A 14,098-nucleotide genomic window follows, 5' to 3' on the forward strand; every position below is an offset into this window, starting at 1 on the left:
ACGCCCGGTTACATTTCGAACCCGGAAGCTAAGCCTTTCAGCGCCGATGGTACTGCAGGGGGGACCCTGTGGGAGAGTAGGACACCGCCGAACAAATTTTGAAAAAGCCTCGTCCCGAGTTGAAGTAATTCAGCTCGGGACGAGGCTTTTTTGCGTTCTGGGGCTGGCTGGCTGGCTGGCTGGCTGGCTGGCTGGCTGGCTGGGTGCGGTGCGGTGCGGTGCGGTCGGCCGGCGGGGAACCCGGCACCCCAGCAACCCGGTGTGCCGCCGCATGTGACGTAGATCGTCATTGTGTTTCTAGGTCGCGTGACCTAGTCTCGGGGTTGTGGACGATGACATCCAGCTTGATGTGACGGGCCCGGTTCTTGTGGTGGGCGGCTACGGGACCGTTGGCGGGGATTTGGCGCGGTTGGCGGCGGGTTCGTGGCCGTTGCTCCTGACGGGGCGTACGCCGGAGCGTGGGCAGGCGCTGGCCGAGGAGGTCGGCGCGTCGGTGCGGCGGTGGGATCTGAGTGATCCGGAGCCGTTCTCGGCGAAGGTGCGGGCCGTGATCAGTACGGTCAACGACCCCGAGGACCGGGTGCTGTTGGCGGCGCTCCGCGGTGGTGTGCCATATGTGGACATCACGCGGTGGACGGCGCGGTTGCAGCGGGCGGTGGCGGTGGCGGCGGTGCACCCGCCGACGGCGCCGGTGCTGTTGTCGTCGAGCTGGATGGGCGGGGTGACGGCGCTGGTCGCGGCCGCGCTCGCGGCCGAGGTCGGCGGGGCGTCGGCGGTGGAGATCGCGATCCGGTACGACCTGAAGGACCGGGCGGGCACGGACTCGGTGGAGTTCATGGACCGGCTGGGGCTGGACTACGAGGTGACCGAGGGCGGGCAGCGGCGGATGATCATGCCGTTGTCCGGGGCCGGTTATGTGTCGATCGGGGAGCACCGGACGAAGGTCGCGCGGATCGACACGCCCGAGCAGTTCACGTTGCCGCTGGTGCTGGGGGTGGACACCGCCCTCACGCGGATCGGGTTCAGTGCCAACTCCTCGACGTCGACGCTGCTGGCGTTGAAGAAGACCGGGTTCTTCCGGTGGGGACGTGGCGAGAAGTTCCGGTCGACGCGGCGTTCGATGCTGTACTCGCCGGGCGAGGGCGGCAGTGCGTGCCTGCGGATCGATGTGCGCGGGCGGGGCGGGCAGCGGCGTACGGCGGTGCTGACGGATCCGGCCGGGCAGGCTCATCTGACGGCGCTGGGCGGGCTGTTGGGGCTGCGGCGGGTGCTGGGTGAGGACGGGGCGGCCGCGCCGCGCGGGGTGGTGTTCCCGGAGATGACGCCGGTGCCGCAGGACGTCGTGGCGGCGCTGGAGAAGGCCGGCGTCGGGGTCGAGGTGTCATGAGCGAGGAGAAGGACGGCGGGGCCGGGAAGGGCTCGACGCTGACGCGGCAGGGGAGCATCCGGCGGACGAGTCTGCTGGACGCGGCCGAGGCCGTGCTGGTGGCCAAGGGGTCGGATGCCTCGTTGCGGGCGATCGCCGGTGAGGCCGGGGTGCGGGTCGGGCATCTGCAGCACTACTTCCCGACCCGGGCCGATCTGATCAAGGCCGTGCTGGAGCGGGCGTTGGAGCGTTCGCTGGAGCGGCTGGCGGAGACGACGGGGCTGCGGATGGTGCGGGACGACCCGTCGGCCATCGAGCTGCCGGAGGGGCATACGAACCCCGACGAGGTGGTCGGGGTGGTCCTGGCCGAGCAGGAGGACCCGCAGCTGGTCCGGCTGTATGTCGAGGTGTGGGCGCTGGCGGCGCGGGACGACGAGATCGCCACCGTGGTGCGGGAGTTCTACCGGAAGTACGTGGCCCATGTGGAGGCGTACGTCCAGCAGGGGCGGCCGGACTGGCCGGGTGAGTTCTGCCGGGCCCGGGCGGAGACGTTCGTGGCGCTGGTCGAGGGGGCGGCTCTGATGCGGTCGGGGATCGCCGGCAGCCGGTCGCCCGCGATGGATGCGCAACTGGCGCAGTTTGCCGTGCAATTGCTCCGGGACTGAGCGTTCCGGGATCAACGGGGAATCAGGGGGAAGTTCGTCATGACCGTAGTGGTGGATCTGGCCGAGCTGGCGTCGACGGCGGGGCTGGAGCAGGAGCTGGACCGGCTGGCGAAGAGCCACGGGATCATCCGTACCCGGCAGTTGAACGGGCTGGAGACCTGGACGGTGCTGGGGGCGGCGCTGACGCGGGAGTTGTTGAGTGATCCGCGGCTGTCCAACGACGTGCACCGGCATGCTCCGCACGGGGCGCTGGTGCCGGGGTTGGCGGTGATGCTGCTGGAGCAGGACGATCCGGATCATGCGCGGCATCGTCGGCTGGTGACCGCGGCGTTCGCGTCGCGGGCGGTGCGGCAGTTGGAGCCGCGGATCGCGGAGATCACCGACCAGTTGCTGGACAAGCTGGGGGACCGCGGTACGGCGGACTTCATCGAGGAGTTCACGTATCCGATGCCGCTGGAGGTGATCTGCGAGCTGCTGGGGGTGCCGGCGGAGGACCGGGATCCGTTCCGGCAGTGGGCGATGGACATCTCGGCGGCGCCGTCGCTGGAGGCGATGCAGTCGGCGGCCGCGGAGCTGTTCGGGTACTGCATCGGGCTGATCGGGGCGAAGCGGGAGCGGCCGACCGAGGATCTGCTCAGTGAGCTGATCGCGGCGCGGTTCGAGGACGGGGGTGCGCTCAGTGATGAGGAACTGTCGTCGTTCGCGGCGGTGTTGCTGATCGCGGGGCATGACACGGTCACGAATCTGCTGGCCAATGCGCTGCACGATCTGCTGACGCATCCGGAGCAGCTGGCGGCGCTGCGGGCGGATCCGTCGCTGGTGGGTGCGGCGGTGGAGGAGGCGTTGCGGTTCCGGGGGTCGGCGATGACGACCGTGAACCGGGTGGCGCTGGAGGACGTCGAGGCGGGCGGGGTGGTGATCCGTAAGGGGGAGCTGGTGCGGTTCCTGCTGAACGCGGCGAACCGGGACCCCGAGGTGCGGGACGATCCGCATGCGTTCGACCTGGGGCGGGCGACCGCGCAGCATCTGTCGTTCGGGGTGGGGCCGCATTTCTGCCTGGGGCAGCGGCTGGCCCGCCAGGAGGCGACGATCGCGCTCACCGAGATCCTGCGGCGGTTCGGCACGCTGGAGTTGGCGGTGCCGGCGGAGGAGGTGCGGTGGTTGCCGTCGGATGCGATCCGGGGGCTGGTGGAGCTGCCGCTGCGGTATGCGCGCTGACGGGTCGGTGGAGGTCGGGAGTGGGAACGGTGGGGGGTAGCGGGATGGTGGAGATCCGGGTCGACCGGGACGTGTGTGACGGGCTCGGGCAGTGTGCGCTGGTGGCGCCCGAGGTGTTCACGCTGGATGACGACGAGCGGCTGGTGGTGGCGCCGGAGGTGCCGGAGGGGCTGGCGGGCAAGGTGGCCGCCGCGGTGCGGGCGTGTCCGGTGCGGGCGCTCGTGGTCGAGGGGGCCTGAGCGTTGCGCGAGGTCGTCGTGGTGGGGGCGGGCCTGGCGGGGGTGCGTGCCGCCGGGTCGCTGCGGGATGCGGGGTTCGACGGCCGGCTGACGGTGGTGTCGGACGAGCGGGAACTGCCCTACGACCGGCCGCCGCTGACGAAGCAGGTGGTGGCCGGGACGATGACCGGGGACGACATCCGGCTGGCGGGCGACGGTGAGTTCGGCGCCCGCTGGATCCGGGGGACCGCGGCCGTGGGGCTGGACCGGGAGCGGCGGCGGGTGCGGCTGGCCGATGGTGTGGAGTTGCCGTACGACGGGGTGGTGTTGGCGCCGGGTGCGAAGGCGCGGGAGTGGCCCGGTGCCGGGGTGCCTGGTGGGGTGCTGACGGTGCGGGGGTTGGCGGACGTCCGGCGGTTACGGGCCGAGGTGGACGGCGGGGCCGATGAGGTGGTGATCGTCGGTGCCGGGTTCGTGGGGGTGGAGCTGGCGTCGTCGCTGAGCGGGCTGGGGGTGAAGGTCACGCTGGTGGAGCCGTTCGGTGCGCCGTTGCGGGCGTTGGGCGGCACGGTTTCGCGGGTGGTTGCGGAGGCGGCGGGCCGGGCGGGGGTGGCGTTGCGGCTGGGTGTGGGCGTGCGGGGTTTCGCGGCGGCCGGGGACGGCCGGGTGCGGGCGGTGGCGCTGGCGGACGGGGCGGAGGTGTCCGGGTCGCTGGTGGTGGTGGCGATCGGGATGGTGCCGGCCACGGGGTGGCTGGCGGGGTCGGGGTTGGCGTTGCCGTCCGGGCGGATCCACTGTGACGAGCGGTTGTTCGCGCGGGCCGTGGGTGGTGTGGGTGGTTCGGCGGGTGGGGGTGCGGTGGATCCGGCGGTGGTGGTGGCCGGGGATGCGGCGTGGTGCGAGGCGGTGCGGACGGCGAAGGGGACGGTTCCGCTGGAGCACTGGAGCAATGCGGCCGCGCAGGGGGAGTTGGCGGGGCGCAATCTGCTGGTGGGGCCGGCGGCGGCCGAGCCGTATGTGCATGTGCCGTCGTTCTGGACGGCGGCGTTCGGGTTGCGGATCCGGTCGGTGGGGCTGCCGGGCACGGGTGACCGGGAGGTGGTGGAGGCCGGGTCCGTGGCGGAGGGGGCGGTGCTGGTGGCGCACTACCTGGGGGAGCGGCTGGTGGGTGCGGTGAGTGTGAATCAGGGGAAGCTGCTGCCGGGGTATGCGCGGCGGTTGAATTAGACGGCCGGGTAGGTTTTCGGCCGGGGTCGGGCGGAAAAACAGGCCCGCGGGTATGTGAATCCCACGTTAAGTTTTTCATTACCACGGAACCTTTTGAGTTGACCCCGCCGGGAAGAGATTGGGTCACGTGACCTATCGCACATTTCCGTGACGCTTCTGGGGAGCTCTGGTAACGTTTTTATCGCGCCTCCGGGAGAGGCGGTGCAGGTCCTTTCGGTGGGCCACGACGAGGTGGTCGCCGACGTATTGCGGCCTGTTCCTGTGTAAGCAGGTATCGGGGGGATCATTTGCTACGGGGGATGGCATGTGTCACGCGTTCAGCGATGTCTGAAGCGATGTCTGAAGCACTGTCCGTAACGACGTCAGGTGGCCGGGCTGCCCGCTTCCCGGGAGAGTGCCCCGGCGTTCAGCGGCCCAGGTCCGAGTGTGCCGCGCTGGCGGCCGCCGCCTCTTGCCGGGCGTACTGAGCTGAATTTTCCGACGGTTTCTCGGTAATTCATTCCGGCTTTGCGAAGCCGTTTCTTGCCCGCGTCGTTGCGGCGCTCAGTGATGTCCTCTCATTGCACTTTCCTTCCGGTTTCCGGCCGGTCGACGAAACGTGCCGCCAGGTAATTTCCGCTGCCGTTTTCCAGCATTTTCCATGGCCGGTAAAAGGTGGCGTGCAGAGTGCTTACGAAACGAGGAGAGAACCATGCAGAACCCTTACGAGGCAGACCGGATCCACGACATCGTCCGCGAGGGACTGGCGCAGGTGCTGGGCAGCAGCGTCGATGAGATCACCGCGGACGCCACCCTCGTCTCCGACCTCGGGGCCGAATCCCTCGACCTGGTCGAATTCCGCTTCGAGATGGAGACGAAGCTCGGCGTGGCGCTGCCCAAGTCCAATGTGCTCGACCAGCTCGCGTCGGCGCTCGGCGGGTCGGAGCAGCTCTACGACGAGCGTGGCGGGATCTCCGAGCTGGCCGCCGAGGTGTTGCGGCGCAGCGCGTTCGGCTACAGCGAGGAGCAGGTGCACGCCGGGATGCGCCCGTACGAGGTCGCCGCGGCGGCCACCAGTGCGCACTGGGCCGCGTTCACCCACCGGATCTTCGACCACCTGCCCGAGGCCTGCACCGAGTGCGCCGCCGACAAGGCGCAGATCGCGCCGTCCGGCAAGGTCCAGTGCGCCGGCTGCGGTGCCGCGCTGGAGGCGGCCGCCGGTGACGAGGTGATGGCCGAGGGCGTGCGCGCGGCGCTGGCCGCCCTGGGGCACGCCCAGCCCGTCGGCTGACCAGGGCCGGCCGCCGCCGAAGCCGTTCGACGTGCGAAAGGAAAGCAAGTGAACCCCCACATACCCACCGGGGCCGGTCATGAGGTCGTGGTGACCGGTATCGGCCTGGTGGCCGGTCGACTGACCGACCCCGAGGCGCTGTTCGACCATCTCGCGCAGGGGAACACCCTCATCGCCGAGCACCCGCTCCACAAGGAGTGGGGCGTGCCCTGCGCCGTCTCGGCCCATATCGACCCCGAGGTGCGGAGGTCCCTGGAGGAGGCGGTGCCGCCGGAGGCCCGCCCGCTGGGGCCGGCCGGGGCGCTCGCCTGGCACGCCGCCGCCCAGGCCTGGGAGCGCAGCGGGCTGCCGCGGCGCCTCGAATCCGAGCGCGGCGGCGTCTTCCTGGCCTGCAACCGCATGGTGATGGAGCCGGCCGAACTCGTCGGTCTGGCCGGTCATGTGGACTTCGAAGCCGGCGCGTTGGACCTCGACGGTTACCTCGACGCGGGCGGGCCGGACCCGCGGCGGCACGAGCGGGTCCAGCCGGACACCGCCACCGCGCGACTGGCCGACTGGTTCGGTGCGGCCGGGGTACTGGAGACGCACGCGGACGCCTGTGCCGCGGGCGGGATGGCCATCGGCAGTGCGTACCGCTACATCCGCAGCGGCACGCTCGACGTGGCGCTGGCCGGCGGCGCGGAGAGCCTGACGACGCTGTCCTCGGTCGCCGCGTTCTACGGGATCGGTGCGCTGGCGCCCGCCGGGGAGCGGGACGCGGCGGAGCTCAGCCGCCCGTTCGACAAGGACCGTTCCGGGTTCGTCATCGGTGACGGCGCCGCGTTCCTGGTGCTGGAGTCGCGGGCGCACGCCGAGGCCCGGGGCGCGCGGGTGCTGGCCCGGGTCGCCGGCTACGCCGGGGTGACCGAGGCGGTGAAGATGACGTCCAGCTCCCGCGACGGCTCCGACTACGCCACCTGTATCCGGGCGGCGCTCGCGGACGGCGGGCTGAGCCCGGACGACATCGACCATGTCAATGCGCACGGCACCTCGACCGAGGCCAACGACACCTGTGAGGCGGCCGCGCTGCACACGGTGTTCGGGGAGCGGGTGGGCCGGATCCCGGTCACCGGCAACAAGTCCGCCATGGGCCACTCGCTGGCGAACAGCGGGGCGGCCGAGGCGGTGCTGTCGGTGCTCAGTCTGCAGCGGCAGGCCCTGCTGCCGACCCTCAACTTCCACGAGCCGGACGAGGTGACCCGCGGCCTGGACATCGTCACCGAGCAGCGGCACACGCCGGTGACGACGGTGCTGTCCAACTCCTTCGGCTTCGGCGGGCAGAACTGCTCGCTGATCCTGGCGCAGGCGGGGTGAGTGACGCGATGACGAAACTCGATGGGGTGCGGTTGACCGCACCCGGCTTATACACCGCGGCGGGCGCGGACCCCGCGTCGCTGTGGGAGGCCCTGGTGGCCGGCAAGGACACCGGCCGGCCCGACGAACTGCTCGCGGACGCCTGGCCCGGCGCGGGCACCGCGTTCCTCGTCGACGACCCGGACGCGGCGACGCTCGGGGTGCACCGGCGGGTGCTGCGCACCTCCGAGAAGCAGGCCCGGATGGCGCTCTACGGGGCGCGGCTGGCGCTGAGCGGGCCCTCGGTGACCGGTCCGGTGGGCGGGGAGGGCTGGGGGCTGTACCTCGGACTGCCCACCGTCGACGAGCAGTTGCTGCGGTTCTCCGCCCTCGACGGGCTGCGGCGGGCGGCGGACGAGTCGCCCGGCGCGGTCGCGGCGCTCTACGGCCGGGAGGTCCCGCCGTTCAGCGGGCTGTCGCACCTCAACAGCACGGCCGCCGCGCACATTTCGGCGGCGTTCGGGCTGACCGGTGCGATGGCCGCGTACTCCCCGTTCTCCGACGCGGGCCTCACGGCTCTGATCGACGGGGTGCTCTCGGTCGCCGAGGGCGAGAACGAGGCGGCCGTCATCGGTGCGGTCAGCCCGAAGGTGCATCCGCTGCTGTTCCCGCAGTACGAGGAGCTGGGCTGGACCGGTGCCGCCCCCGGGGAGGGGGCCGCGTTCCTCGTCGCCCGGCGCGCCGAGGACGTACCGGCGGCGCCGGACGGGCCGGCGGTGCGGCTGGCCGGTTACGGGCGCGGGTTCGGTGCGGACGGTGCGGAGCTGACCTCGGCGCTCACCGAGGCGGTGCGGGCGGCGCTGGCGATGGCCGGCACCGACGCCGCGGGGATCGGCTGGGTGCTGCCGGACGCCGGGTGGACGGCGGCCGGCGAACAGGCCCAGCGCGCCGCGCTCGGCCAGGTCTTCGGGCCGGCCGGCGGATGGCCCGCGGTGGCCGGGGCCGAGCGCGCCACCGGTGTGCTCGGGCCCGCCCATCCGCTGGCCCACGGGGTGCTGGCGCTGCACGGGCTGGCCACCGGGCGGCTCCTCGCGGACGACGGGGAAACCGTCCGCGAGGAGCCGCTGCCGGTCTCCCGGGCGCTGGTGCTGGCCTGCGGCGCACGCGGTCAGGTGTGTGCCGTCGTACTGGAAGGAGCCGGATCATGAGCCGCCGCGTCGTGGTGACCGGGCTGGGTGCCGTCTGCGGACTGGGGCTCGACTGGCAGACCATGTGGGAGGGCCTGTGCGAGGGCCGCTCGGCGATCCGCGGCTGGCAGCCGCCGGGCGTGGACGACTTCCCGGTGCGCTATGCGGCGCCGGTCGACGACGCGGCGTTCGCGGCGCGGTACGGGGCCGACGCGGACCCGGCGGAGCCGGTGGAACGGCGGGTGCGGTTCGGCCTGGCGGCGGCCGGCCAGGCGCTCGCCGACGCCGGTCTGGCGGCCGGCGGGGACGGGGCGCCGCCGGTGGGCCGGATCGGCACCGCGGTCGGCTCGGGCGTACCGGAACGTGACCCGCTGGAGCTGCTGCCGGCCCTCGGCGAGGACGGGCAGCCCAGCTGGCAGGCGCTGTACGCGCGGCGCGACCAACTGGACCGGGCCAGCGGGCTGTTCTGCACCAATGACGCGCTGACCGCCGGGATCGCGGCCCGGCACCGGCTGCGCGGCCCGGCGCTGAACTTCAGCACGGCCTGCGCGGGTGCCACGCACGCCATCGGGCACGGGTTCCGGATGATCCGGCGCGGCGAGGTGGACGCGATGGTGGTGGGCGGCGCCGACTCGGTGCTGAACCTGCCCACCATGACCGGGCTGCACCTGCTGGGGGCGCCGTCCACGTCCGAGCTGTTCGGGGACCGGCTGTGCCGGGCCTTCGACCGGGACCGCAGCGGTCTGGTCGCCGCGGAGGGCGCCGCGATGCTGGTGCTGGAGAGCGAGGAGAGCGCCCGGCGGCGCGGCGCGACCGTCTACGCCGAGCTGGCGGGTTTCGGTAGCTCCCTGGACGCCTATCAGGTCACCGCTCCGCATCCGGACGGTGTGGGCGCGGCGCTGGCGATGCGCCGGGCGCTGGCGGACGGCGGGGTGGCCCCGGAAGCGGTGGACTCGGTCAATGCGCACGGCACGTCCACGCCGTTGAACGATCCGATCGAGACCCGGGCGATCAAGGACGTCTTCGCCGGCGGTGAGCACTACCGGAAGCTGGCGGTGACCGCCAACAAGACGATGCTCGGGCATCTGATCGCGGCGGCCGGCGCGCCCGAGCTGATCGCGACGGTGCTGTCGGTGCGCGACGGCATCGTGCCCCCCACGCTCAACCTCACGAACCCGGACCCGGCCTGCGATCTCGATTACGTCCCGGACAAGGCCCGGCACCAGGAGGTGTCGGTGGCAGTGAGCAATTCCTTCGGCTTCGGCGGCCTCAACGCCAGTCTGGTGGTACGCGGTTATGACGACTGACCTCCCGAGTACGAACCCCTCGGACGAGCTCCACGACAACCCCACCCCCCACACCCCCCACACCTCCGACGCCTCCCGTACGGGCTTCGACCCGGACGCGGTCGTCGTGACCGGCATCGGCGCGGTGCTGCCCACCGGGCGCGGCCCCGAGGCGCTGTGGTCGGCCTGGCGGCAGGCGCAGCCGGCGCTGTCGCCGTACCGGGACCCGTACGTGCGGACCCGGAAGATCAGCCACTTCGGGCATGTGCCCGATGCGCTCCAGGAGGAGAGCCGGGACAGCGTCCCGCACAAGCTGCGCAAGTTCGGGACGCCGTTCACGTTCAACGCGGTGCTCGCCGCGCAGGACGCGATGGCGGCGGCCGGGGAGAGCTGGCAGCAGGTGCCGGAGGAGCGGCGCGGGCTGTACGTCGCGCAGGACGACTCCACCGACCTGAGCGCGGCGGCGTTCCACAAGGCGCTGGACAACGCCCGTACGGACCACTCGCCGGAGGCGGGGGTGAGCATGACGCGGCTGGTGGCGGAGGCGTTCGGCAACGCGGCCACCTTCAACCCGTTCACCGTCATCCGGGCGCTGAACAACAACACCCTCGCGCTGATCAGCATCGCGCAGCGGTTCCGGGGCGACTGCGCGGCGTTCGTCCAGGACGCCGGGGCGGCGCTGGGCGCGTTGCAGCGGGCGGCCTTCACGCTGCGCGAGGGGACCTGCGACACCGCGCTGGTGGTCGGCGCCGGCAGCTACAACGAGCCGCTGAAGCTGGCCGCGCAGTACCGCGCCGGCCATCTGACGCCCGGCGGGCCCGACGGGGCGGCGCTGCGCAGCTTCGACGCGGAGCGGGACGGCACCGTGCTGGCCGAGGGCGCGGTGGCGCTGATGCTGGAGCGGGCCGGGGACGCGGTGGCGCGCGGGGCGCGGCCGCTGGTGACGTTCCTGGGGGCGGCGCTGCGGCCGGCGGTGGACAGCGGCATCGGCCCGTCCGCGCTCGCCGAGGGCCCGCGCGGGCTGCTGGCCGAGCACGGTCTGACGCCCGACACGCTGGGTGCCGTCCTCGCCGACGGCAAGGGCACCGTCCGGCACGACGCCGCGGAGGCGGAGCTGCTGCGGGCGCTGCTGAAGGACAGCGGGGTGCCGGTCGGCTCGCTGCGGCCGGTCACCGGCACCCTCGGTGCGGCCGGTCCGCTGGCCGAACTGGCCCTGGCGCCGCACCTGTTCGCGACGGGGGAGCTGCCGCAGATCGCGCATCTGCGGACCCCGCCGGACGACGGCACCGACTTCGTCATGGGCGCGCCCAGGAAGCGGCGGATCGACTCCGTCCTGAGTCTGCACAGCACTTTCAACGGGTTCGCCGGAGCCCTGCTGGCCCAGCGGCCGCACACGGACTGACGCACGAGGGGACACCAACACATGTCGCAGTTCACCGAGTTCGTGCAGCCTCAGATGGGCCGGATCTTCACCGCCCTGGGGCTGGACGTGGAGTACGTCCGGGCGGAGGGCAACACCCTCCACCACCGTGACGAGCAGGGCGCCGAGGTGCCCGTCCTGGACCTGATGGGCGGGTACGGCTCGCTGATCCTGGGCCACAACCACCCCGAGATCGTCGCCCACGCGCACGAGCTGCTCGACCAGCGGCGGGCCGTGCACGCCCAGTTCTCGCTGCGGGAGGAGGCCGGCCGGCTCGGCGCCGCGCTCAGCGACGTCGTCCGGCGGGAGACCTCCGTCAAGGAGCCGTACGTCGCGACGTTCGGCAACAGCGGCGCCGAGGCCGTCGAGGCGGCCGTCAAACACGCCGAGCTGGTCCGGGTGCGTGCCGTCATGGAGCTCGCCGAGACCGTCGCCGCCCACGTGGAGCGGGCGCGGGAGGCGGTCGGCCGGGGCGAGGCCGTCGTCGACGAGGACGCCTTCCGGACCGCTGAGGTGCGGGAGCGGGCGCCGGAGGGCGGGGGGATCGAGGCGCTGCTGGCGGCGGTCGGGGCGCACAACGCGGCGGCGCTGACCACCCGGCCGCTGTTCCTGGCGCTGGAGCGGTCCTTCCACGGCAAGCTCGTCGGCAGCGTCCAGCTGACGTACAACAGTGGCTTCCGGACGCCTTTTGCGAACCTCGGGACGCGGGTGCGGTTCGTGCCGATGGACCGGCCGGAGCTGCTGGACGAGATCGCCGACGAGGAGCGGGTGACGCTGCTCGACGTCGAGACCGACGGCGGGACGGTCCGGGTCGTGGAGCGGGAGCTGCCGGTGATCACCGCCTTCCTGGTGGAGCCGGTGCAGGGCGAGGGCGGCATCCACGCGCTGACCGTCGAGCAGGGCCGGGCCATCCGGCTGTTCTGCAACAAGGTCGGCACCGCGCTGATCATCGACGAGGTGCAGAGCGGTCTGGGCCGCTGCGGGGCGTTCCTCGCCAGCTCGCTGATCGGGCTGCGCGGCGACTACTACACGCTGTCCAAGTCGCTCGGCGGCGGGCTCGCCAAGATCTCCGCGATGCTGGTCCGGAAGTCGCTCTACCAGGGCGAGTTCGACATCATCCACAGTTCGACGTTCGCCATGGACGACTTCTCCTCGGCCGTCGCCCGCAAGGTCGTCGAGCTGCTGGAGGCCGGTGACGGGCAGCTCTACCGGCAGGTCACCGAGCGCGGCGAGAAGCTCACCGCGGTACTGAACGACCTGAAGGCCGCCTACCCCGACGTCATCGAGGACGTCCGCGGCAAGGGCCTGTTCCTCGGCGTGCAGCTGCGCGACCAGGGCGGTGCCCGCTCGATGGTGCTGCGCGGCAGCGCGTACACCGGGTCGCTGGGCTATCTGCTCTCCGGCTACCTGCTGCGGCAGGAACGCATCCGGATCGCCCCGACCGGCAGCGCCGGCAACGTGCTGCGCATCCAGCCGTCCGCGTACCTCACCGACGAGGACATCGAGCAGCTGCGCGGGGCGCTGGACCGGCTCTGCCGGATCCTGCGGTACGAGGACACGCTGCACCTGGTCCACCCGGCCAGTGACCGCCGGATCCCCAAGCCGCGCGCGGAGATCCGGGACTTCCGGGGCGCGCTGCCCGGTTACGAGCAGGGCGCGCCGCGGCCGGTGACCGGGCCGGTGCGCAAGGTCGCGTTCCTCAACCACCTGATCGAACCGGCGCACCTGCGGCAGGTCGACCCGGCGCTGGCCGAGCTGAGCGACGCCGCGCTGCGCGCGTTCGTGCTGGGCATGGACCCGGTCAAGAAGGCCGCGCCCTATCCGGGCGTACGGATCGATTCTCCGCTGGGCAGCGCCGTGGAGTTCGCGCTGTACCCGCTGATGGTGTCGTCCGAGCAGATGGGCGGCTATCTGGCGTCCGGTGACGTGGCGGGGATCCGCGCGGACATCGAGGAGCGGGTGCAGGCGGCCCGCGAGGACGGCTGCACGGTGGCCGGCCTGGGCATGTACACCTCGATCGTCACGAACAACTGCACCTCGCTCAAGGTCCCCGGCATCGCACTGACCAGCGGTAACGCGCTGACCGTGGCGATGGGTGTGCAGGCGATGGAGCGGGGCGCGCAGGACCGGGGCTGGAAGGTCGAGGACGCCACGCTGGCCGTGGTCGGCGCGGCCGGCAACATCGCGTCGGTCTACAGCCAGCTGTTCGCCGAGCGGCTCGGCAAGATCGTGCTGGTCGGCAGCCGCCGCGACGGCTCCGCCCGGCGGCTGGGCAACACGGTGCACGGCATCTACCAGGAGTGCTGGTCGCGGATCGCGGCCGGCGGCGAACTGGCCGGCATCCCGGCGCGGCTCGCGGAGGAGCCGCTGATCACCAAGTGGCTGGCCGAGGGGCCGGGCGGCGACGACGCCGGGCGCGGCCGGGCCATCGCCGAGTACCTGACGGAGCGGTACGGCAGCGACCCGTTCCTGACCGTCACCCAGGACAGCGCGGCGCTGCGCGAGGCGCAGCTGGTGCTTGCCGCCTCCAACAGCCCCGAGCCGTTCCTGACCGGCGAGCACTTCGCCGACGGCGCGGTGATCTGCGACATCGCGGTGCCCAACAACGTGGTGCCGGGCGTGCCCGAGCAGCGGCCCGATCTGGCGTACATGCTCGGCGGGATCGTCGCCACCCCGAACGGCGAGAGTCTGCACCCGTCGGCGCGGGCCTTCCTGGAGGCCGGCCAGCTGTTCGCCTGCATGGCGGAGACCGCGCTGATGGGCCTGGCCGGGCTGGACCACCACTACTCGTACGGGAACATCAGCCGCCAACAGGTCATCGACATCGCGGCGCTGGCCGATGCGCACGGGCTGCGGCTGGCCGACTACAAGAGCGCCCACTCGGTCTGAGACCCCTACTTCACGAAGCG

At 72.3% G+C, this 14,098-nt stretch carries 11 protein-coding genes and 1 rRNA gene; all 12 read left to right on the top strand.

Annotation, left to right across the window (positions count from 1 at the left end; translation table 11 throughout):
• Positions 1-93: ribosomal RNA gene (gene rrf / locus AB0E02_RS26080) — 5S ribosomal RNA — on the top strand; the annotation flags it as partial.
• Between the two features lie 232 nt (positions 94-325).
• Positions 326-1,387: a saccharopine dehydrogenase gene (locus AB0E02_RS26085; protein WP_362143086.1), complete on the top strand. Its 1,062-nt coding sequence runs from the start codon at positions 326-328 to the stop codon at positions 1,385-1,387.
• Positions 1,384-2,031 (top strand): TetR/AcrR family transcriptional regulator, encoded by a 648-nt coding sequence (locus AB0E02_RS26090; protein WP_201807044.1) that lies wholly within the window; start codon positions 1,384-1,386, stop codon positions 2,029-2,031. Before AB0E02_RS26085 ends, AB0E02_RS26090 begins: the two co-directional genes overlap by 4 nt.
• A 39-nt stretch (positions 2,032-2,070) precedes the next feature.
• Positions 2,071-3,249, top strand: a complete 1,179-nt coding sequence (locus AB0E02_RS26095) for a cytochrome P450 (RefSeq protein ID WP_362143087.1) — start codon at positions 2,071-2,073, stop codon at positions 3,247-3,249.
• A 44-nt stretch (positions 3,250-3,293) separates the two neighbouring features.
• A complete protein-coding gene (locus tag AB0E02_RS26100) occupies positions 3,294-3,488 on the top strand; it encodes a ferredoxin (protein WP_362143089.1) in 195 nt (64 codons plus the stop codon).
• A 3-nt stretch (positions 3,489-3,491) separates the two neighbouring features.
• Positions 3,492-4,694 carry an FAD/NAD(P)-binding oxidoreductase gene (locus AB0E02_RS26105; protein WP_362143091.1) on the top strand — a complete coding sequence of 401 codons (1,203 nt, stop codon included), beginning with the start codon at positions 3,492-3,494 and terminating at the stop codon, positions 4,692-4,694.
• A gap of 691 nt (positions 4,695-5,385) precedes the next feature.
• Positions 5,386-5,964, top strand: a complete 579-nt coding sequence (locus tag AB0E02_RS26110) for a phosphopantetheine-binding protein (protein WP_362143093.1) — start codon at positions 5,386-5,388, stop codon at positions 5,962-5,964.
• A 48-nt stretch (positions 5,965-6,012) separates the two neighbouring features.
• On the top strand, positions 6,013-7,317 hold the full coding sequence (locus tag AB0E02_RS26115; RefSeq protein WP_362143095.1) for a beta-ketoacyl-[acyl-carrier-protein] synthase family protein: 1,305 nt from the start codon (positions 6,013-6,015) through the stop codon (positions 7,315-7,317).
• An 8-nt stretch (positions 7,318-7,325) separates the two neighbouring features.
• Complete coding sequence (locus AB0E02_RS26120) at positions 7,326-8,504, top strand: beta-ketoacyl synthase N-terminal-like domain-containing protein (RefSeq protein WP_362143096.1); 1,179 nt, start codon at positions 7,326-7,328, stop codon at positions 8,502-8,504.
• Positions 8,501-9,790 (top strand): beta-ketoacyl-[acyl-carrier-protein] synthase family protein, encoded by a 1,290-nt coding sequence (locus AB0E02_RS26125; protein ID WP_362143098.1) that lies wholly within the window; start codon positions 8,501-8,503, stop codon positions 9,788-9,790. Before AB0E02_RS26120 ends, AB0E02_RS26125 begins: the two co-directional genes overlap by 4 nt.
• Positions 9,780-11,171 (top strand): beta-ketoacyl synthase N-terminal-like domain-containing protein, encoded by a 1,392-nt coding sequence (locus tag AB0E02_RS26130; protein WP_362143100.1) that lies wholly within the window; start codon positions 9,780-9,782, stop codon positions 11,169-11,171. The genes AB0E02_RS26125 and AB0E02_RS26130 overlap by 11 nt, the downstream gene beginning before the upstream one ends.
• A 21-nt stretch (positions 11,172-11,192) precedes the next feature.
• Positions 11,193-14,078, top strand: coding sequence for an aminotransferase class III-fold pyridoxal phosphate-dependent enzyme (locus AB0E02_RS26135; protein ID WP_362143102.1), 2,886 nt, complete (start codon positions 11,193-11,195; stop codon positions 14,076-14,078).
• Positions 14,079-14,098 lie beyond the last annotated feature (20 nt).

Source organism: Streptomyces sp. NPDC048196, from assembly GCF_040652715.1.
GTDB lineage: Bacteria > Actinomycetota > Actinomycetes > Streptomycetales > Streptomycetaceae > Streptomyces > Streptomyces siderophoricus.